Genomic DNA, 19,200 nt, shown 5'->3' with positions numbered 1-19,200 from the left:
GTCAGATCACCCAGTCGCCGGCCGCGGGATCGGCGGGTTTCAGTGTCAGGTCGGGGCGCACGGTCGGGCCGAGCGCGCGGATGCGGTCCTTGATATGCGCGGGGCGCGGGCCTTCGGCGGTCGCTTCGCCCGCGATGATATAGGGCGCGTTGACGCGGCGCGCGGCCTCTTCGACCGCGAGGATCGCCTCGCCCTGTTCGCCTACGTCGGCGGCGTCCTCGATATGGAGCGACCAGTCGGCGCCGGTCCACCAAGTGACAAATCCTGTTTTCAGGTCATTGCCCGTGAGCAGTTTCATGTGAAGTCCCCGATATTTTCTATATTCTTTGCGATGCCCGGTGCACCGAGGCAGTCGAGCGCATCGGCGCGCGCCGCGACCTTGCCGACGATGATCAGCGCCGGACTGGCAACCTTCTCGCGTGCGACCAGGTCGCCGAGATCGGTCAGCAGCGTGCGAAGGACCCGCGCATCGGCGGTCGTCCCGCGCTCGACAACCGCGACCGGAAGGTCGGGCGAGACGCCGTCGGCGATCAGCTTGTCGGCGATGGCCGACGCGGTTGCGAGGCCCATGTAGATGACCAGCGTACGGCCATGCCCCGCGAGCCCCGACCAGTCCTGGTCCGTCAGATCCTTGCACTGACCGGCAACGAAGCTGACTGCGCTCGCATCCTCGCGGTGGGTCAGGGGAAGGCCCGCCTGCGCCGCGCAGCCTGCCGCGGCGGTGATGCCCGGAACGACCTCGCACGCGACGCCGGCTTCGCGTGCCGCGTCGAGTTCCTCGCCGCCGCGGCCGAAGATGAAGGGGTCGCCGCCCTTCAGGCGCACGACCTGCCTGCCGGCCTGCGCTTCGCGGACGATCAGCTCGTTGATCAGCTCCTGTTTCATCGTGTGGCGGCTGCGCTGCTTGGCGACGCTGATCCGTTCGACATGCGCTGGGATCAGCGCAAGCACGCCATCGCCGACCAATCCGTCATGCACGACGAGATCGGCGCTTTCGAGCAGTCGTGCGGCACGGAGCGTAAGCAAATCGGGATCGCCCGGACCGGCGCCGACGAGCCACAGCTTGCCCGTGGAAGGGAGAGTCTTTTCCATGCGTGGTAGATGGATCGGCGCCGCCCATATGGCAAAGCAGCCTTTATTGACGGCGATGAAGGTAAAATTGGGGTGGTCAGAGATACTTTTTGGTGATCAGCTGCGACCCTTCAGGATCACGCAGCCCCACGCCGATCGACGCCCGTATCGCGTCGCTTTCCGACGATGCGACCGGATAGGCGCAATAGTCCGCCGCGTAGAAGGCGCTGGGGCGGTGGTTGCCCGACAGGCCGATGCCGCCGAAGGGGGCGGCCGATGAGGCACCGTTGGTGGGGCGGTTCCAGTTGATCACGCCCGCGCGCGCGTTGGCCCAGAACTGGTCGTAAAGCTGCGGCGTGCCGCCGATAAGCGAGGCCGAGAGTCCGAAGCTCGTGTTGTTCGCCTCGGCAATTGCCGCCTCGAAACTGTCGACGCGGATCACCTGCAGCAGGGGACCGAACAGCTCGATATCGGGGCGTTCGGGCATCGATGTCACGTCGATGATGCCGGGGGTCAGGAAAGGGCGGTCCGCGACCGGCCGCGACATGTGGCGGATGACCTGGCCGCCGTTCGACATCAGGATCAGGAAGCTTTCGGTGAGCCCGTCCGCCGCCTCGTTGTCGATGACCGGGCCCATATAGGGCGCGGGGTCGGCATGCGGATGGTCGACGATCAGCCGGTTCGCCAGCGTCTTGACCTCGTCGAGCAGGCGGTCGGCCATGCTTTCCTTGACGATCAGGCGCCGGGCGTTGCTGCACCGCTGTCCGGCGCTGAGGAAGGCCGACTGCACGACCAGGATCGCCGCGGTTGCGATGTCGGCGGTATCCCACACCACGACCGGATTGTTGCCGCCCATCTCCAGCGCGAGAATCTTTCCCGGCCTGTCCGCAAACTGGCGATTGAGCGCGACGCCGGTGCGCGCCGATCCGGTGAAGAGCAAACCGTCGAGGCCGTCATGCGCCGCGAGCGCCTTGCCGGTTTCGGGGCCGCCGATGACCAGGCGGAGCACCTCTTGCGGAACGCCGGCGTCGTGGAACAGCTCGACGAGCTTCGCGCCCACCGCGGGCGTCTTTTCGGACGGCTTGAACACGATCGAATTGCCGGCGAGCAGCGCCGGAACGATATGCCCGTTCGGCAGATGCGCCGGGAAATTATAGGGGCCAAGCACTGCGAGCGTACCGTGCGGCTTGTGGCGTACCGCGTTGCGCAGGCCCATCGCGCCCTCGATGCGGCGGTTCGACGTCCGCTCGGCATAGGCCTTCACAGAAATATCGACCTTGTTCGCGACCGATTCGACCTCGGTTCGCGCTTCCCACAGCGGCTTGCCGGTCTCGCGCGCGATCAGGTCGGCCAGAACTTCGCTCTCGGCCTTGACCCGGTCGGCAAAGCGGCGGAGCGTTTCGGAGCGGAAGGTGACGGCCTTCGCCGCCCATTCGGGCCAGGCGCGGCGTGCGATCCCGACCTCGTGATCGACATTGCTCACCGGCCCGCGCCACAGCTCGTTGCCGGTCGCGGGTTCGAAGGAAAGCAGATTTTCGCTCATGGTCTCCAGCCTCTTATCGGCGAAAGCCGGTGGCGGCAACCGGTCCGCCCCATTTCGGCGAGGGATGGGTTGCGTCGCGGGCTCCGGTTGGCGATAGACGTCGCGGGGCGACGGAAAGGGGACGCGCGATTTCGGCGAAGCAGGACATCAGGCGCGACTGGAGCGACCAGTATTGGTGGTCGCACGACGGCGTTCGCCTGCATGCCCGCGTCTATGCCGGGCCGGCCGGAAGCGAGACCCTGCCGCCGATCCTGTGCATGCCGGGTCTTGCGCGCAACGCCCGCGATTTCGAGGGGCTGGCGCCGTTCATGGCGACGAGGCGGCGCGTGATCGTGGTCGAATTCCGCGGTCGCGGCGAAAGCGCCTATGCCAAGGACCCGATGACTTACGTCCCGCTGACCTATGTGCAGGACGTCGTCGCGCTGCTCGACGAACTGGAGATCAGGCGCTTCGCGACCGTCGGCACGTCGCTCGGCGGGCTGGTCTCGATGCTTCTCGCTGCCACGCAGCCCGGCCGTCTGACGGGCGCGGTGCTCAACGATGTGGGGCCGGAACTCGAGACGGCGGGGCTTGAGCGGATCCGCGACTATATCGGCGCCGGCGGCAGCCAGCCGACGTGGATTCACGCGGCGCGCGCCTATTCCGAACTCAACGGGGCCATCTACCCCCACTATGGTATCCACGACTGGTTGCGCATCACCAAGCGCACGCACCGGCTGACCCCCGAAGGCCGCATCGTCACCGATTACGACAAGCAGATCGCGGCGCCGCTGCGCGTGCCGAACGGCGGCGAGGCGGGGGTCGATCTGTGGCCCGCCTATCGGGCGCTTGGCGATATTCCGGTGCTGGTCCTGCGCGGGGCACTTTCCGATATCCTGTCGGCGAACGCCGGCCGAAAGATGGCGGAGGCGCTGCCGAAAGCCAGGTTGGTCGAGGTGCCCGGGGTCGGGCATGCGCCGACGATGGACGAGGCCGAAGCCCGCGACGCGATCGACGGCTGGATATCGGACCTTCCCGCCGCGTGACCGGCGCTCGCGCTCCCGTGCGTATCCTGCACCTCCATTCCAGTTTCTCGCTGGGCGGAAAGGAGGCGCGCGCCGTCCGGCTGATGAACCTGATGGGCGCGCGCGCCAAACATGTGGTGTTGTCGGCCGTCCCCGAGGCGATGGGCGCTCGCGACGCGATCGACCCCGGCATCGACGTGCGCTTTCCAGCCGATGCGCCGCCGCTCCACGGCAAACCGGGCCTGAAGCGCTACCGCGCGCTGACGCGCTATATGCGGCGGTTCGATCTGGTGCTCAGCTATAATTGGGGTTCGATGGACGGCGTGATGGCGCACCGTCTTTTCTCGCCGTTTCTGAACCTGCCGCCGATGATCCATCACGAGGACGGCTTCAACGAGGACGAGAGCGAAAAACGCAACTGGAAACGCAACGCTTTCCGTCATCTCGCGTTGCCCACGACCGAGGCGCTGGTCGTGCCCTCGACGGTGCTCGAGCGCATTGCGGTCGACGAATGGGGCAAAAGGCGGCGCGTGCAACTGATCCGCAACGGGATCGACGTCGCCGCCTATGCGAAAGGGCCGTCCGCCTCCCTTCCGGGGTTCGAACGACGCGATGGCGAAGTGGTGATCGGCACCGTTGCGGGGTTGCGCAAGGTCAAGGATTTGCCGCGGCTGGTGCGAGCGGTGGCGACGCTGCCTGCGAATGTGCGGCTGGTCGTGGTGGGGGAGGGCCCCGAACGCGATGCGATCACGGCCGAAGCCGCGGTGTGCGGCATGACGGACCGGCTCGTCATGCCGGGTTTCATGGCCGAGCCCGCAAACTGGATCGGCCATTTCGATCTGCTGGCGCTGTCCTCGCGAAGCGAGCAGGCGCCGATCGCGGTGATCGAGGCGATGGCGGCCGGACTGCCGGTCGTCAGCCCCGACGTCGGCGATGTGGCGGCAATGGTGTCGGGCCAGAATTTCCCGTTCATCGCCACCGATGATGCGGCTTTCCGCAAGGCATTGGCAACGCTGACCGAAGATGCCGCGCTGCGCCTTCGCATCGGGCACGCGAACCGTGAGGTCGCGGCGGCGCGCTTCGATGAATCAATCATGGTCGCGGCCTATGAAAATCTCTATGGTCGCGCGCTTAAGGGTCGCCGCCTCTTCTCCGGGGAATAGCGTGTGCGGCCATTGACTTTCATGGCGTGCTTCCGCTTACGGAAGCGGCAAATGGGGGCCTGCTGGCGACGAGCCGCGGCTGGAGAGAAAGAGGTCTAGAGTGTTCAAAGGTTTGAAGCCCATCCTTTATGGCGGCCGTGAAGTGTGGCCGCTGGTCGAGGGCGGCAAGGGCGTGTCGGCGACCAACCATATGTCGAGCGGCGCCTGGGCTGCAGCGGGCGGGATCGGGACCGTGTCGGCGGTCAATGCCGACAGCTATGACGCCGATGGCAAGATCATTCCGCAAATCTATCGCGCGCTGACCCGCAAGGAACGCCATGAGGAATTGATCCAGTACGCCATCGACGGCGCGGTCGAACAGGTGAAGCGCGCCTATGACGTTGCGAGCGGCAAGGGCGCGATCAACATCAACGTCCTGTGGGAAATGGGCGGCGCGCAGCAGGTGCTCGAAGGCGTGCTCGAAAAGACCAAGGGCCTCGTCACTGGCGTCACCTGCGGTGCCGGCATGCCGTACAAGCTCAGCGAGATCGCGGCGCGGCACAATGTCCAGTATCTGCCGATCATCTCGTCGGGCCGCGCCTTCCGCGCGCTCTGGAAGCGCGCCTATCACAAGGTCGCCGAGCTGATGGGGGCGGTGGTCTATGAGGATCCTTGGCTCGCGGGCGGGCACAACGGCCTGTCGAACGCCGAAGACCCGCTGAAGCCCGAAGATCCCTATCCGCGCGTCAAAGCGCTGCGCGATGTGATGCGCGCCGAGGGCATTTCGGACGACGTGCCGATCGTGATGGCCGGCGGGGTCTGGTACCTGCGCGATTGGGAGCACTGGATCGACAATCCCGAGCTCGGCCAGATCGTCTTCCAGTACGGCACGCGTCCGCTGCTGACCGAGGAAAGCCCGATCCCGCAGGAGTGGAAGGACCGCCTGCGCACCCTCGACGAGGGCGACGTGCTGCTCCATCGCTTCTCGCCGACCGGTTTCTATTCGAGTGCGGTGCGCAACCCGTTCCTTCGCGATCTCGAAGCGCGCTCTGAGCGCCAGATCCCCTATTCGAAGCAGGAAGCGGGCGATCATGTCGTCCAGCTCGACGTCGGGGTGAAGGGCAAGAATTTCTGGGTCACCCCGCACGACCGCGACCGCGCGCGCGACTGGGTTGCCGAGGGCTATACCGAAGCGCTCAAGACCCCCGACAACACGGTCGTCTTCGTCACCGACACCGACAAGGGCGTGATCCGCAAGGACCAGGCCGACTGCATGGGCTGCCTGTCGCATTGCGGTTTCTCGGCATGGAAGGACCATGACGATTATTCGACCGGTTACCTCGCCGATCCGCGCAGCTTCTGCATCCAGAAGACGTTGCAGGACATCGCGCATGGCGGCGACGTCGAACAGAATCTGATGTTCGCGGGCCACGCCGCGTTCAACTTCAAGACCGATCCCTTCTATTCGAACAACTTCACCCCGACGGTGAAGCAGCTGGTCGACCGGATTCTGACGGGGGATTGATCGGAAGCGGGGGGCTGATGGGGGACATCGACTGGGCGGGCCGCATGGCTCGCCTGCCGGATGAAGATTTGATCGAAATCGTTTCCACGGAAAACTCGGGTGGCTTCGAACCCCATGTGGTCGAAGCAGCGCGGGTCGAACTGGAACGGCGCGACTTGCCGGAAGCCGTTGCCCAAAGCCTTGGGGAAGCGGCTCAGGGGCGGCAGGAGGAACGGGATGCGCGGGCTGCCGAACCGCTCAGCAATGCGGGTTGGGTCGCATTTGTGCTGTGTGGCCCGATATTGCTCGCAACGATCGCGGTGGTGATCATCTTTGCTTCGATGGGGCAAACCCGAAAGGCAAAAGACGCGCTTGGCGCGATTTTCCTGTCATTCGTCTTCTGGGCGCTCGTTATGGCCGTCCTGGCGTTCCTGCTCGGCTGATCTTGCGCAATGCCGGCTTAAGCCCACCCCTCCAGCACCTGATCGGCCGGGCGATGTCCGTCGCACCAGGCGCGGATGTTGGCGATGACCTTTTCGCCCGACGCCTCGCGGCCCTCGATCGTCGCCGAGCCGAGGTGCGGGAGCAGCACGACATTGTCGAGCGCGAGCAGCGCGGGATCGACCGCGGGTTCGTGGGTGTAGACGTCGAGACCCGCGCCGGCGATGCGGCCGGTCTGCAGCGCGGCAACCAGCGCCCTTTCGTCGACGATCTCGCCGCGTGCGGTGTTGATGAGATAGGCGGTCGGCTTCATTGCGCCGATGCGCGCGGCGTTGACCATTTCGTGCGTCTCGGTCGTATGCGGGCAGTGGATCGTCACGACGTCGCTGATGCGCAGCAGCGTGTCGACGCTGGCGTGATAACTCGCCCCCAGCTCCTCCTCGATCGCTTCGGGCAGGCGCCTGCGGTTGTGATAGTGGATCGACAGGCCGAACGCCTTGGCGCGGCGCGCCACGGCAAGGCCGATGCGTCCCATGCCGATGATGCCGAGCAACTTGCCCCCCACGCGGTGGCCCAGCATCGCGCTGGGCGCCCAGCCCGCCCACTGGCCCGACCGCATCAGCTTTTCGCCTTCGGCAAGGCGGCGGGGAACGCTGAGGATCAGCGCCATCGTCATGTCGGCGGTGTCCTCGGTGAACACGCCCGGCGTGTTCGACACCATGATGCCCCGCGCACGCGCGGCGGAGAGGTCGATATGGTCGACCCCCGCACCGAAGTTGGCGATCAGCTTCAACCGCTCGCCGGCGGCGCCCAGTACATCGGCGTCGATCTCGTCGGTGACGGTCGGGACGAGCACGTCGCAATCGGCGACCGCCGCCTTCAGCTCGTCGCGGGTAAAGGCATGATCGTGCGCCGAGAGCGCGACGTCGAAAAGTTCGGCCATGCGTGCCTCGACATGCGGCATCAGCTGGCGGGTGACGATGACGCGCGGACGCTTGGGTCGTGAGGAATCGGGCATGGCGGCCGATAGAGCCTGCCAGCGGCGAAGGGTCAAGGGGGCGTTCATGGAAAAGGCCGGGGACGAACGCAGCCTTTTGCGCGGCGAACGGTTGTAATGCGGGCATGAGTTTGACAAGGCAGTGTGATGACCAGCCGCCAGATTCTATTGGGGATAGCGCTGATGGCCGCCGTGGGGCCGGCCGCAGCGCAATCCGATGTCGAACTGCCCTATTGGGCTTCGATCAACGTCGATGAGGCGCGGATGCGTAAGGGCCCGTCGCCCGACGTTCCGGTGACTTGGGAGTATCGGCGCAAGGACCTGCCCGTGAAGGTCGTTGCGCGCTTCGAAACGTGGCGCAAGATCGAGGATCCCGACGGTACGACCGGTTGGATGGCCGCGCGGCTGCTCAGCCGGACGCGAACGGCCATCGTCACCGGCGGCATTCAGGCCATGCGCTCCGAGCCGAGCCTGTCGGCGGCAGTCGCATATCGCGCCGAACCCGGCGTCGTCGGGCGGATCACCGACTGCAAGGACGGCTGGTGCCTGTTCGACGTCAAGGGGCGCAAGGGCTGGATCCAGACCGACCATATCTGGGGCGACTGACCGCGCGGCGGTCAGTCGCCGCGGGATTCACTTCTTCGGCGTAACCGTCACCACGGTCCCGTCGTCGGCGGTCGCAGTAAAGCTGCCGTCCGCGCTAGGCTTCGTCGTCGCCCAGCACATGCCCATCTCGTCGCCATCGGGATCGAAGCAATCCTTGCCGTCGTGGGTCGCATACTGACCCTTGACCTGTTTGCCCTTCGCGTCGGTGTCGACATAAGTGCCGTCGGCGTTGATCGTCGTGGTGCCCATCGTGCCGTCGGCCATTTTCACATCATAGGTGCCGGGCGGCGAACCCGAGTCGGCAGCGGCTGCCGGCGCGGCTTCGGCGGCCGGTGCTGCGGGCGTTTCCTTTTTCTCTTCAGTCTTTTGCGAACAGGCGGCGAGCATCGAAAGCGCCGCAAGCAGGACGATTTTCCTCATCTGACCTCTCCCCGTCAAAGGTGGGGGGAGGCTACGCCCATCGGAGCAGCAAGCAAATGCGAAAAGGGCCAGGCGATTTCCCGCCCGGCCCCTCGTCATCCGTCAGCAGTTAGCGGTAACGGAACTCGTTGCGATAGACCTTCACCACCTTGCCCGTGCGGGTATTGACCAGCAGCAGGTCGTTGTAATGGCGGACATAGGTCAGACCGCGGCCGGCGTGCGGAACTCCCCAACGGCTATCCCACGTCGGGCGATAGGCCGGCGCATAATAGTTCGAGCGCAGCGTCGAGCCCACGCGGAACTGCTGATATTTGAACGGCGCGCGGTAATTCTGGTACCGCGCGTCGCGGCGCCAGTCGCGGACGTCCTCGCGATATTCCTTCTTCGCATCGCGCAGGTCGCCCCGGGCATCGCGAACGTCGCCGCGGTCGCCATAGCGCTTCGCGTGGTTCAGGTCGCGCTGTTCCTGACGGATGTCCTGACGGTCGCGGCGAATCTCGCCGGTCTGGGCCTGCGCCATGGCGGGGACCATCATCGCGGCGATCAGGCCGGCGGTGAGAAATTTGCTCTTCATTGTGCCATTCCTTTTGCACGTCAGGGGGAGGGGATCTGCCCGATGACTGGGAACGGTCTAGGCGAGTCGGTTTGAACCGAACCGGAATGCGCCGTTTATTTTCAGGTCATTAGTGTCGCAAATTGTCGCCGGGATAGCGACGAAACGGCGCCGTCTTGCGACGGCGCCGTGCAACTTTCTCGCTGATGGTCCTTGGACGACTATTTGACAGTCCGCACGCGCCCGCGACCGGCGCTGACTTCGGCGACCCAGACGCGGTCGTTCATAGTCGTCATGACATAGATCGGCTTGCTCGCTGCATAGACCGAAACCACATGAATCTCCGTGGGTGTCGGATCGAGCATATGCGAGATGCCGAGAGCTTCGGCCTTTTTATCAAGCGGGACGCTAATGCAGGATTTCGAGAAAGAGCGTTGCGCGAGAATCTTTCCATCCGTCACTTCGAAACGATGATGACCGCCGAGAGGGACGCTGACAAAGTCCGTTTGCGGGGTGAGCAGATATACAAGATCCGGTACGCCGGGCGCGGAGCGCGGCAGTATGACGCGATTGAAGCGCCGGTCGGAACATCGCATCGGCCCTTCTTCGGGAACCGCGTCCGATGCGCTCGCAAGACGGGCTTCTTCGTCGGAAAGCCGGTTGTCCTCGGCGCCATGGACGGTGCGATCGCGAACGCCGGTGCCGCCGGTCCATACTGCCGAATAGACGGCCCGATGTTCGGTGCCGGGGTCACCCGAATAATAGGTCACGCGATAGTCGCTGCCGTCGGGCGTGACGACCCAGCCGCGGATCGATCGCAATGCGGCCTCGGGTGTGTCGACCTTCAGAGCGTCGGTAGTATGCCAAGCGGCTTGATCATAGGCGCGGATCAGCTCGGCGCGCCTGATTGCCAATGCGATGCTTGCCTGGTCTTCGGCAGAAACCGGCGCGGCAGGAACTTCCGGTGACTTCGCTTGCGATGGCGTTGCCGCCATCGCAAGCAGAAGGGCCGCAAATGTCCGGATCGGACCGCGGATCAAACGAGCTCGACCGCCACTGCCGTCGCTTCACCGCCGCCGATGCAGAGGCTCGCGATGCCGCGGGTCTTGCCGTGGCGCTGGAGCGCCGCGATCAGTGTCGTGATGATGCGCGTGCCGCTGGCGCCGATCGGATGGCCGAGCGCGGTCGCGCCACCGTGGACGTTGATCTTTTCGTGCGGAATGCCGAGATCGTGCATCGCGAACATCGCCACGCAGGCGAAGGCTTCATTGACCTCGAACAGGTCGACGTCGCCGATCGACCAGCCGGCCTTGGCCAGCACTTTGTTGATCGCGCCGACGGGAGCGATGGTGAAGTCCTTCGGCTCCTGCGCATGCGCAGCGTGGGCGACGAGCTTCGCGACAGGCTTTGCACCCTTGGCGTCCGCGACCGACTGGCGCGACAGGACGACCGCGGCGGCGCCGTCCGAAATCGACGAGCTGGTCGCGGCGGTGATCGTGCCGTCCTTCGCAAAGGCGGGTTTCAGGGTCGGAATCTTGTCGGGCATGCCCTTGCCGGGGGCTTCGTCGGTGTCGACGATGACGTCACCCTTGCGGCCCGAGATGGTGACTGGTGCGATCTCGCCGGCAAAGGCGCCATCGGCGATCGCGGCCTTCGCGCGGCTCAGCGATTCGATCGAATAATCGTCCTGTGCCTGGCGGCTCAGCTGATAGGCGTCGGCGGTATCCTGCGCGAAGGTGCCCATCGCGCGGCCGGCGTCATAGGCGTCCTCAAGCCCGTCGAGGAACATATGGTCATAGGCGGTGTCGTGGCCGATGCGCGCGCCGCCGCGGTGCTTCTTGAGCAGATAGGGCGCGTTGGTCATCGACTCCATGCCGCCCGCGACGACGACATCGACGCTGCCGGCGGCGAGCGCTTCGGCACCCATGATGACGGTCTGCATGCCCGAACCGCACACCTTGTTCACGGTCGTTGCCTGCACCGACTTGGGCAGGCCGGCCTTGATCGCGGCTTGACGGGCCGGCGCCTGGCCGAGGCCGGCGGGAAGCACACAGCCCATATAGATGCGCTCGATATCGTCGCCGGCAATGCCCGCGCGCTCGACCGCCGCCTTGACCGCGGTTGCGCCGAGGTCGGTCGCGCTCGCGTCCGACAGGCTGCCCTGCATGCTGCCCATCGGGGTGCGGGCATAGGAGAGGAAGACGACGGGATCGGTGGCGGTCATATCGAGAGACTCCGTAGGGGAAAGATACGTCGGCGGGTCGCTTAGCGCTTTTGCTGCAAGTGCGAAAGGGGCAGGGATGGGTGAAGGGCCGGTTTCATCTTGCAACTAGCCCCGGCTCATGATCAAACAGCGCCCGCAAAACCATAGGGGAGACGGGTCATGGCCACCGCAATCAAGCAGGATATTGCCGGCGAAACCGCGCGCATGCACGAGGTGCTGGCGGCGCAGAAGGCAAGCTTTACCGCAGCCATGCCCGAAAGCCTGGCCGTCCGCACCGACCGCATCGACCGCGCGATCGCGCTGCTCGTCGACAATGCGGAGGAATTCGCCAAGGCGGTGAGCGAGGATTTCGGCCATCGCAGCCGCGAACAGACGCTGATGACCGACATCATGCCTTCGGTCAGCGCGCTCAAGCATGCGAAGAAAAATATGGCGGCATGGTCGCGCGGCGAGAAGCGCAAGCCGACCTTCCCGCTCGGCCTGCTCGGCGCGAAGGCCGAGGTCGTCTATCAGCCGAAAGGCGTCGTCGGCGTCGTTGCGCCGTGGAACTTCCCCGTCGGAATGGTCTTCGTGCCGATGGCGGGCATCCTTGCGGCGGGCAACCGCGCGATGATCAAGCCGAGCGAGTTCACCGAGCACGTGTCGGCGCTGATGGCGCGGCTCGTCCCCGACTATTTCGACGAGAGCGAGATGGCGGTGTTCACCGGCGATGCCGAGGTCGGGATCGCTTTCTCGAAGCTGGCCTTCGACCATATGATTTTCACCGGGGCGACCGGGGTGGGCAAGCATATCATGCGCGCGGCCGCCGATAATCTCGTCCCCGTGACGCTCGAACTCGGCGGCAAGTCGCCGACCTTCATCGGGCGCAGCGCGAACAAGGATCTGGTCGGCCAGCGCGTCGCGCTCGGCAAGATGATGAACGCCGGGCAGATCTGCCTCGCCCCCGACTATCTGCTCGTCGCCGAGGATCAGGAAGGCGAGGTGATCGACAGCGTCACCAAGGGCGCGACCGCGCTCTATCCGACCCTGCTGTCGAACGAGGATTATACTTCGGTGGTCAACGGCCGGAATTACGACCGGCTGCAATCCTACCTCGCCGACGCCCGCGAAAAGGGGGCTGAGGTGATCGAGGTCAATCCGGCGGGCGAGGATTTCGCGAGCGCCAACGGCCACAAGATGCCGCTCCACATCGTGCGCAATCCGACCGACGACATGAAGGTGATGCAGGAGGAAATCTTCGGCCCGATCCTGCCGGTCAAGACCTACAAGACGATCGACGAGGCGATCGACTATGTGAACGCCAACGACCGTCCGCTCGGTCTTTACTATTTCGGGCAGGACAAGAGCGAGGAAGACCGCGTGCTGACGCGGACGATCTCGGGCGGCGTCACGGTCAACGACGTGCTGTTCCACAATGCGATGGAGGATCTGCCCTTCGGCGGCGTCGGGCCGTCGGGGATGGGCAATTATCACGGGCTCGACGGCTTCAGGACCTTCAGCCATGCGCGCGCCGTCTATCGCCAGCCCAAGCTCGACGTTGCGGGGCTCGCGGGTTTCAAGCCGCCTTATGGCAAGGCCACTGCGAAGACCCTCGCGAAAGAACTCAAGAAATAGCTTGGCAAAACGGGGGGCGGGGCCTTATCGGGGCCACCGCCCGGATGCCCCTGTGGTGAAATTGGTAGACGCGCTCGACTCAAAATCGAGTTCCGCAAGGAGTGCTGGTTCGAGTCCGGCCAGGGGCACCATTCGCTTTTCGTGGCCCGCCCCGGCGAGCCTCGCCGTCAGGCGGACCAGGTCAGTAGCGCCCGGCCTCCCTCTTCGATCGTGATAGCCGAAGGATCGGTCAGCAAGACCGCTTCGCCCAGTGCGACATCCTCGCCGGCGACGCGGCAGCCCTGCGCAAGCGGAACAAAGGTCAGCTCGCCCGACGCTTCTGCGACAAGAGCGGTGTCGATCGGTGCCGCGAGTTGCGCCAGGTGGAAATGGGGACCGCTTACCAGCTTCCGGTTGGTGTGCGGATCGACGGCCGCGTCGCGCGGATCGTGGACCGGGCGGGGATTCGAGACCTTGAGCCCTTCGTCGAGATGGAGTTCGCGCGGGCGGCCGTAATCGTAGAGGCGATAGGTACAGTCGACATTCTGCTGCACCTCGACGACGGTCAGGCCGGGGCCGATCGCGTGGATCGTTCCCGACGGGTTGTAGACGAAATCGCCGGTACCGGACGGGCGCCAGTCGATCATGTCGACGATACTTCCGTCGAGCGCCGCCTCGTGGAGCGCCTCGCGCGTCGTTTCGATATTCAGGCCGACGCCGAGTTCGGCGCCCGGCTGCGCATCGAGGACGAGCCAGCATTCCTCCTTCCCGCGCGGATAGCCCGCCGCCTGCGCGGCCGCGTCGTCGGGGTGGACCTGGATCGACAGCCGCTCCGATGTGAAGAGGAATTTGACCATGATCGGCGCATCGTCGCCGGCGGGGTTCGAAAACCATATCTCGCCGATGCGGCGGCCGCCGAAATCGCCGAAATCCTTCGGGATATCGGTGCGGCCCCAGGGCTTTTCGACGACGATGGTTTCGAGGCGGGTCAGCATCGGCCCAAAATGCGGGCCGACCCGGGAAGCGTCAAGCGGAGAGCGTCAGGCGGCCCGATGCAAACGATTGCCATTGCCGCCGTTCGGCTGGTCGAGCCACAGCCCGCGCGTGTCATAGACGATCTTGTCGCCGCGTTCCTCGAGCGGGATCGACTTGAAAAGGTCGTGGTCGACGAGGACGATCAGCAGGTCGCAGGAGGCGAGCGCGCTGTCGAGGTCGATCAGCTCGGCGCCGGTGCCTGCGAACTCCATCGGCAGGCCGCGCGCATAGGGTTCGACGATCTGGATCTGCTTGCCGAAGCGGCGTGCAAGCGCGGCGGCGACCTCGACCGCGGGGCTCTCGCGGAAATCGTCGATGTTCGGCTTGAAGGCGAGGCCGAGGCAGGCGACGCGCGCCTGCGGGTGTTGCGAGACGAGCATTTCGGCGGCGCCGATGACGTGCGACGTCTTGGCGAGATTGACCTCGCGTGCGGTGCGGATCAGGCGGCTGTGGTCGGGTGCGCCGTGGACGAGGAACCAGGGGTCGACTGCGATGCAGTGCCCGCCGACGCCGGGACCGGGCTGGAGGATGTTGACGCGGGGGTGGCGGTTCGCGAGGCGGATCACCTCCCAGACGTCGACGCCCATATGCTCGGCCATCATCGACAGCTCGTTGGCGAAGGCGATGTTGACGTCGCGGTAGCTGTTCTCGACCAGCTTCACCATTTCGGCGGCGCGCGCCGAGGTGGTGACGCAGGCGCCGCGGACGAACTGGCGGTAAAAGGTCATCGCGCGGCGGGCGCAGCGCGGGGTGATCCCGCCGATGCAGCGGTCGTTGTCGACCAGCTCGACGAGGATGCGGCCGGGCAGCACGCGCTCGGGACAATAGGCGACGAAGATGTCGGCAGCGCCGGTGCAGGTGCCGGGAACCTTGAGGTCGGGGCGCAGCTCGGCGAGCAACGCGGCGACCTTTTCGGTGGTGCCGACGGGCGAAGTCGATTCGAGGATGACGAGATTGCCGGCTGCAAGCTTCGGCGCGATTGCGCGCGCAGCGGAGAGGACATAGGCGATGTCGGGACGATGCTCGTCGTCGTGCGGGGTCGGCACCGCGATGACGAAGACGTCGGCGGGGGCGACGTCGGTCGAGGCAACAAGTGCGCCGCGCGCCACGACGCCCTGCACGAGACCGTCGAGGTCGACCTCCTCGATATGAACCTTGCCGTTGTTGACCGTGTCGACGACGTGCTGGCTGACGTCGACGCCGGTCACCTTGCTGCCCGAGCGCGCGATCAGCGCGGCGGTCGGCAGGCCGATATAGCCGAGGCCGAGGACGGTGACTTTCTGTTCGGTATCAATGGGCACGCGCTACGATCTCCGCAATTTTTTCCGCCGCCTTGCCGTCGCCGAAGGGATTATGGGCGCGGGCCATGGCATTATAGGCGGCTTCATCGTCCAAAAGGCTGAAAATTTCCGAAACGATACGATTTTTGTCGGTGCCGACGAGCCGCGCGGTCCCCGCCTCGATGCCTTCCGGGCGTTCGGTCGTCTCGCGCATGACGAGCACCGGCTTGCCGAGCGAAGGCGCTTCTTCCTGCACCCCGCCGCTGTCGGTAAGAACCATCGACGAGGCGCCGAGAAGGCGGACGAAGTGCGGATAGTCGAGCGGGTCGATCAGCGCGACGTTGGAAAGGCCGCCGAGGATCGGCTCCATCGCGCTTCGAACGTGAGGGTTGGGATGGACGGGGAAGATGACCGCGACGTCGGGGCGCGCGGCGATGCCGGCGATCGCGTCGGCGATCGCCTTCATCCCGTCCCCGAAATTCTCGCGCCGGTGCGAGGTAACGGCGATGATCCGCTTGCCCGCAAAGCGCGCGATCAGCGGATCGAGCCCCGCGGCGAGCGACGGCTCCCCGTCGATCCGCGCCTTGGTCGCCAGCAAGGCGTCGATCACGGTGTTGCCGGTGATGTATATCCGGTCCGCCGGCACATTTTCGGCGCGGAGCGCCGCAGCGGCGGTTTCGGTGGGGGCGAAGTGCAGGTCGGCGACCGCGCCGGTGATCTTGCGGTTCACCTCTTCGGGCCAGGGGTGATAGATATTGCCGCTACGCAGGCCGGCTTCGACATGGCCGACCGGAATCTTGCGGAAATAGGCGGCGAGCGTCGCGGCCATTGTCGTCAGCGTATCGCCGTGGACGAGGATGCGGTCGGGCTTTTCGGTGTCGAAGGTCTCGCCGAGCCCCGTTACGAGCCGCGCAAGCAGCGCGTCGAGCGACTGGTTCGGGGTCATGACGTCGAGATCGACGTCGGGGGTGATTCGCGCGATTTCAAGAACTTGGTCGAGCATCTCGCGATGCTGGGCGGTCACGCAGACGCGAACGTCGACGCTCGAGGTGTGCTGAAGCGCGTGAATCACCGGAAACATCTTGATCGCCTCGGGCCGCGTGCCGAACACGACCACGACCTTTCGTGCCCCCGAATCCTGTGATGAACGCAATTCCAAACTCATAAATCAGCAGCTTTCCCGACGAATCCTTTGACCGCCTTAGCGTAAAGCTCTTGCCGGTCGCTTAACTTCGCACTATTCGCCGCGCCGTTCACAGGATTCTGGCTCGAAACGATCCAACAGAGCCACCCGGGGACCGTAGCATTTGCCGTCGAGGGGGCGGGCAGGTGATACATTCGTTTGTTATATAAGAGTTTCACTCGAAAAGCCCCATATGTCCTTTCTTGGTTTCCTGAAGCGCCGTCAGGGCGGAGAGCGCGTAGCGGACGTGGCATTGCCGCGTGTCCCGGCGGGCGAGCGCGTCTATGCCATCGGCGATATTCACGGCCGCGACGATCTGTTCGAGCAGCTCCTGGCCAAGGTCGAGACGGACAATGCCGCGCGCGGCAAGGCTTTCACGACGCTGATCCTGCTCGGCGACCTCGTCGACCGCGGTCCCGATTCCGCTTCGGTCATCGAGCGCGCGCTGCGCATCGGTGCGCCATTCGACAGGGTCGCGATGCTCGTCGGCAACCACGAGGAATGTTTTCTCGCGGCGCTGACCGGCGACCTGAAGCGCGTGCGCTATTTCATCCGCATCGGCGGCGACGCCACGATCCGCAGCTATTGGTGCGACGATGCCGCCTATGCGGCGGCGACCTTCGAAGAGGTCGCGGAGCAACTGCCCGGAAAGGTTCCGCAGTCGCACGTCGACTTCCTCAACCGCGGCGAGGACATGATCCAGATCGGTGACTATGTTTTCGTCCATGCGGGCATCCGCCCCGGCGTCCCGCTGGACCGGCAGAAATTGCCCGATCTGCGCTGGATCCGTGAGGAATTTATTCACGACGATCAGGATCATGGCGTGACGATCGTCCATGGTCACACGATTTCCGACGATGTCGATGAGGCGCGGAACCGCATCGGAATAGACACCGGCGCCTATCTGACCGGACGTCTGACCGCGCTGGGCCTCGAAGGCGACCGGCGCTGGTATCTCGATACTGCGGATTTCGAACTCAACTAGTTTTTTGCCCGCTTTGCGACGAAGCGATAGACTCTGCACCGGTTGGATCGCATGACCGGCTGCACAACGAATATTGGGACGGGAATTCGATGAAGCCGACAAGGTCGATGAAGCCGGTATCGGGCAGCTTGCTGCAGAACGACCTGTCCCCGGCGACGCGGCTTGTCGCCCTCGCGCTGTTCGTTTTCGCGGTCGCGCTGACCGGCGGCGGCTCGCGCAGCGATATCGCGTCGCTGCCCCTGTTGCGCGGCTTCGCGGCACTGACCTTCTTTGCGATGCTCGCATTCGTGCCCGCGGCGGCATGGCGGGGTATCCGGTTTCCGCTGATCCTGCTCGGCCTGCTGGCCGCCTGGATGTTCGTCCAGCTGATCCCGCTATCCCCCGCAATCTGGAGCGCCCTGCCGCTTCGGGATCGCGTCTTCGCAATCGACGAGTTGCTGGGGACGGGGGATCGGTGGCGGCCGATCAGCATGACCCCGACGCAGACGGTCAACAGCCTGCTGGCGCTGATCGTGCCTGCGGCAGCCCTGCTCGTCGCCGCTGCGGTACCCGCCGGCCAACGGATACGGCTGTGGTGGGCCATATGGGCCTTCGGCGTGGCGTCGGCGGTTTTCTGTCTGTTCCAGTTTGTCGCCGGCCCGCGAAGCCTGTTTTACCTCTATCGCATCACCAACGAGGGTTCGCTCGTCGGCCTGTTCGCCAACCGCAACCACAACGCGCTGCTGCTGTCGCTTTCGATCCTGTCGGCTGGCTGGCTTGCCGCAAACGAGATTGCGAGCCGTACGAAGCGGCCGCTGATCGTGCCGATGCTGATCGGCAGCATGGTCTTTTTCCTGTTGCTGATCCTGATCATCGGGTCGCGGTTCGGCCTCGTCTTCGGGTCCGCGAGCCTCCTTTTCTCCTACCTGCTCGTCCGGTGGAGCTATCGGTTCGAGCCCAAGCCGATCAATCAGGCGAGGGGGCGCGCGCATCGCCGTGCCTCCGCCGCAGCGCCGGCCGCGAGGCCCGCGCGGCGTATCCTTCTGAACCTGCTTCCCTTCCTGCTTGTCGCGGGGCTGGTTGCGGTCTTTTACTTCTCCGGCCGCGACAACACGGTCGGGCGTCTCGTCGACGGGGACGGCGCCGAGGAAATCCGCATTGCGGCCCTCGGGACCGTCGCGTCGCTGGCGAAGGGGCAATGGCTTCTGGGCTCGGGTTTCGGTTCGTTCGCCAGCGTGTATCAGATCGTCGAACCCGACGCGCTGTTGCGGCAGGACTATTTCAACCAGGCGCATAATGACTGGCTGCAATTGCCGATCGAGGGCGGATTGCCCGCGGTCCTGATCTTTCTGGCCGGCGCGTCGTGGATCGTTTCGGGCCTGGTCGGTGCACTGCGGCAACGCTCGCGGCCGCTCGGGGTCGAATTTGTCGAGCCGATCGTTCTCGCCGGCGCCTTCGCCCTGATCATACTGAATTCGATTGTAGATTATCCCTTGCGAACTCAATCGCTTGCGATGATCGCCGCATTTTTGCTCGTTATTCTCGCCCGGCTGCGTCCCGCGACCGGAGATTCCGCTCCGCGGGGCTAAAGAAGCTTCCGTAACCTCGATTTTCTTCCTATGGCCGGGCGGCCTTTACCA

The 19,200-nt window shown here is 65.1% G+C and carries 19 protein-coding genes and 1 tRNA gene; 9 read left to right on the top strand and 11 right to left on the bottom strand.

Going from position 1 to position 19,200, the window contains the following annotated elements; genetic code table 11:
* Nucleotide 1: 1 nt before the first annotated feature.
* The 3 genes from L7H23_RS03965 to astD all read right to left on the bottom strand — a co-directional run bounded on the left by L7H23_RS03965 (nucleotide 2) and on the right by astD (nucleotide 2,614).
* Nucleotides 2–298 (bottom strand): DUF2849 domain-containing protein, encoded by a 297-nt coding sequence (locus L7H23_RS03965; protein WP_237838068.1) that lies wholly within the window; start codon nucleotides 296–298, stop codon nucleotides 2–4.
* Complete coding sequence (cobA, locus tag L7H23_RS03960) at nucleotides 295–1,092, bottom strand: uroporphyrinogen-III C-methyltransferase (protein ID WP_237838067.1); 798 nt, start codon at nucleotides 1,090–1,092, stop codon at nucleotides 295–297. The genes L7H23_RS03965 and cobA overlap by 4 nt, the downstream gene beginning before the upstream one ends.
* Before the next feature lie 76 nt (nucleotides 1,093–1,168).
* A complete protein-coding gene (gene astD, locus L7H23_RS03955) occupies nucleotides 1,169–2,614 on the bottom strand; it encodes a succinylglutamate-semialdehyde dehydrogenase (protein WP_237838066.1) in 1,446 nt (481 codons plus the stop codon).
* A gap of 128 nt (nucleotides 2,615–2,742) precedes the next feature.
* Between astD and L7H23_RS03950 the strand changes: the two genes are divergently transcribed.
* The 4 genes from L7H23_RS03950 to L7H23_RS03935 all read left to right on the top strand — a co-directional run bounded on the left by L7H23_RS03950 (nucleotide 2,743) and on the right by L7H23_RS03935 (nucleotide 6,707).
* Nucleotides 2,743–3,639, top strand: a complete 897-nt coding sequence (locus tag L7H23_RS03950) for an alpha/beta hydrolase (RefSeq protein ID WP_237839097.1) — start codon at nucleotides 2,743–2,745, stop codon at nucleotides 3,637–3,639.
* Between the two features lie 17 nt (nucleotides 3,640–3,656).
* Nucleotides 3,657–4,781 carry a glycosyltransferase gene (locus L7H23_RS03945; RefSeq protein ID WP_237838065.1) on the top strand — a complete coding sequence of 375 codons (1,125 nt, stop codon included), beginning with the start codon at nucleotides 3,657–3,659 and terminating at the stop codon, nucleotides 4,779–4,781.
* Nucleotides 4,782–4,881: 100 nt separating this feature from the next.
* A complete protein-coding gene (locus L7H23_RS03940; RefSeq protein ID WP_237838064.1) occupies nucleotides 4,882–6,285 on the top strand; it encodes a nitronate monooxygenase in 1,404 nt (467 codons plus the stop codon).
* 17 nt (nucleotides 6,286–6,302) lie between these two features.
* Nucleotides 6,303–6,707, top strand: coding sequence for a hypothetical protein (locus L7H23_RS03935; RefSeq protein WP_237838063.1), 405 nt, complete (start codon nucleotides 6,303–6,305; stop codon nucleotides 6,705–6,707).
* 17 nt (nucleotides 6,708–6,724) lie between these two features.
* Here L7H23_RS03935 and L7H23_RS03930 read toward each other — a convergent pair whose 3' ends face one another.
* Nucleotides 6,725–7,723 carry a D-glycerate dehydrogenase gene (locus L7H23_RS03930; RefSeq protein WP_237838062.1) on the bottom strand — a complete coding sequence of 333 codons (999 nt, stop codon included), beginning with the start codon at nucleotides 7,721–7,723 and terminating at the stop codon, nucleotides 6,725–6,727.
* A gap of 126 nt (nucleotides 7,724–7,849) precedes the next feature.
* On the opposite strand from L7H23_RS03930, the gene L7H23_RS03925 reads away from it, so the two are divergent.
* Nucleotides 7,850–8,308 (top strand): SH3 domain-containing protein, encoded by a 459-nt coding sequence (locus L7H23_RS03925; RefSeq protein WP_237838061.1) that lies wholly within the window; start codon nucleotides 7,850–7,852, stop codon nucleotides 8,306–8,308.
* Between the two features lie 27 nt (nucleotides 8,309–8,335).
* On the opposite strand, the gene L7H23_RS03920 is transcribed toward L7H23_RS03925, so the two are convergent.
* From L7H23_RS03920 to L7H23_RS03905, 4 genes are all read right to left on the bottom strand, one after another.
* Nucleotides 8,336–8,728: a hypothetical protein gene (locus L7H23_RS03920; RefSeq protein WP_237838060.1), complete on the bottom strand. Its 393-nt coding sequence runs from the start codon at nucleotides 8,726–8,728 to the stop codon at nucleotides 8,336–8,338.
* A gap of 109 nt (nucleotides 8,729–8,837) precedes the next feature.
* Entirely contained in the window at nucleotides 8,838–9,302 is a 465-nt protein-coding gene (locus L7H23_RS03915) for a hypothetical protein (protein ID WP_237838059.1), read from the bottom strand.
* A gap of 200 nt (nucleotides 9,303–9,502) precedes the next feature.
* Nucleotides 9,503–10,051, bottom strand: coding sequence for a hypothetical protein (locus L7H23_RS03910; RefSeq protein WP_237838058.1), 549 nt, complete (start codon nucleotides 10,049–10,051; stop codon nucleotides 9,503–9,505).
* 266 nt (nucleotides 10,052–10,317) lie between these two features.
* On the bottom strand, nucleotides 10,318–11,505 hold the full coding sequence (locus L7H23_RS03905; RefSeq protein WP_237838057.1) for an acetyl-CoA C-acyltransferase: 1,188 nt from the start codon (nucleotides 11,503–11,505) through the stop codon (nucleotides 10,318–10,320).
* Nucleotides 11,506–11,664: 159 nt separating this feature from the next.
* On the opposite strand from L7H23_RS03905, the gene L7H23_RS03900 reads away from it, so the two are divergent.
* Nucleotides 11,665–13,119, top strand: coding sequence for a coniferyl aldehyde dehydrogenase (locus L7H23_RS03900; protein ID WP_237838056.1), 1,455 nt, complete (start codon nucleotides 11,665–11,667; stop codon nucleotides 13,117–13,119).
* A 46-nt stretch (nucleotides 13,120–13,165) separates the two neighbouring features.
* Nucleotides 13,166–13,250: transfer RNA gene (locus L7H23_RS03895), tRNA-Leu, on the top strand.
* Nucleotides 13,251–13,286: 36 nt separating this feature from the next.
* On the opposite strand, the gene L7H23_RS03890 is transcribed toward L7H23_RS03895, so the two are convergent.
* Genes L7H23_RS03890 through wecB form a run of 3 tightly spaced genes read right to left on the bottom strand, consistent with a single transcriptional unit; the run spans nucleotide 13,287 to nucleotide 16,578 of the window.
* The gene (locus L7H23_RS03890) at nucleotides 13,287–14,093 is read right to left on the bottom strand and encodes a class I mannose-6-phosphate isomerase (RefSeq protein WP_237838055.1); all 807 of its coding nucleotides are present in this window, start codon (nucleotides 14,091–14,093) and stop codon (nucleotides 13,287–13,289) included.
* A gap of 45 nt (nucleotides 14,094–14,138) precedes the next feature.
* A complete protein-coding gene (gene wecC / locus L7H23_RS03885) occupies nucleotides 14,139–15,434 on the bottom strand; it encodes a UDP-N-acetyl-D-mannosamine dehydrogenase (RefSeq protein ID WP_237838054.1) in 1,296 nt (431 codons plus the stop codon).
* Nucleotides 15,424–16,578, bottom strand: coding sequence for a UDP-N-acetylglucosamine 2-epimerase (non-hydrolyzing) (gene wecB / locus L7H23_RS03880; RefSeq protein WP_237838053.1), 1,155 nt, complete (start codon nucleotides 16,576–16,578; stop codon nucleotides 15,424–15,426). The genes wecC and wecB overlap by 11 nt, the downstream gene beginning before the upstream one ends.
* Nucleotides 16,579–16,789: 211 nt before the next feature.
* Here wecB and L7H23_RS03875 point away from each other — a divergent pair, with 211 nt between their 5' ends.
* Both L7H23_RS03875 and L7H23_RS03870 read left to right on the top strand, forming a co-directional pair.
* Entirely contained in the window at nucleotides 16,790–17,581 is a 792-nt protein-coding gene (locus L7H23_RS03875; protein WP_237838052.1) for a metallophosphoesterase family protein, read from the top strand.
* Between the two features lie 89 nt (nucleotides 17,582–17,670).
* Nucleotides 17,671–19,149: an O-antigen ligase family protein gene (locus tag L7H23_RS03870; protein WP_237838051.1), complete on the top strand. Its 1,479-nt coding sequence runs from the start codon at nucleotides 17,671–17,673 to the stop codon at nucleotides 19,147–19,149.
* The last annotated feature ends 51 nt before the right edge of the window (nucleotides 19,150–19,200 follow it).

This window comes from Sphingopyxis sp. BSN-002 (genome assembly GCF_022024275.1).
Lineage (GTDB): Bacteria > Pseudomonadota > Alphaproteobacteria > Sphingomonadales > Sphingomonadaceae > Sphingopyxis.
Note: the sequence above shows the minus strand (reverse complement) of the source record. Positions and strands in the feature narration are given on the sequence as shown.

Coding starts and splice junctions, on each gene's coding strand:
- L7H23_RS03965 (WP_237838068.1), bottom strand. CDS start 298: ATGAAACTGCTCACGGGCAATGACCTGAAAACAGGATTTGTCACTTGG.
- cobA (WP_237838067.1), bottom strand. CDS start 1,092: ATGGAAAAGACTCTCCCTTCCACGGGCAAGCTGTGGCTCGTCGGCGCC.
- astD (WP_237838066.1), bottom strand. CDS start 2,614: ATGAGCGAAAATCTGCTTTCCTTCGAACCCGCGACCGGCAACGAGCTG.
- L7H23_RS03935 (WP_237838063.1), top strand. CDS start 6,303: ATGGGGGACATCGACTGGGCGGGCCGCATGGCTCGCCTGCCGGATGAA.
- L7H23_RS03930 (WP_237838062.1), bottom strand. CDS start 7,723: ATGCCCGATTCCTCACGACCCAAGCGTCCGCGCGTCATCGTCACCCGC.
- L7H23_RS03925 (WP_237838061.1), top strand. CDS start 7,850: ATGACCAGCCGCCAGATTCTATTGGGGATAGCGCTGATGGCCGCCGTG.
- L7H23_RS03920 (WP_237838060.1), bottom strand. CDS start 8,728: ATGAGGAAAATCGTCCTGCTTGCGGCGCTTTCGATGCTCGCCGCCTGT.
- L7H23_RS03915 (WP_237838059.1), bottom strand. CDS start 9,302: ATGAAGAGCAAATTTCTCACCGCCGGCCTGATCGCCGCGATGATGGTC.
- L7H23_RS03905 (WP_237838057.1), bottom strand. CDS start 11,505: ATGACCGCCACCGATCCCGTCGTCTTCCTCTCCTATGCCCGCACCCCG.
- L7H23_RS03900 (WP_237838056.1), top strand. CDS start 11,665: ATGGCCACCGCAATCAAGCAGGATATTGCCGGCGAAACCGCGCGCATG.
- L7H23_RS03890 (WP_237838055.1), bottom strand. CDS start 14,093: ATGCTGACCCGCCTCGAAACCATCGTCGTCGAAAAGCCCTGGGGCCGC.
- wecB (WP_237838053.1), bottom strand. CDS start 16,578: ATGAGTTTGGAATTGCGTTCATCACAGGATTCGGGGGCACGAAAGGTC.
- L7H23_RS03875 (WP_237838052.1), top strand. CDS start 16,790: ATGTCCTTTCTTGGTTTCCTGAAGCGCCGTCAGGGCGGAGAGCGCGTA.
- L7H23_RS03870 (WP_237838051.1), top strand. CDS start 17,671: ATGAAGCCGACAAGGTCGATGAAGCCGGTATCGGGCAGCTTGCTGCAG.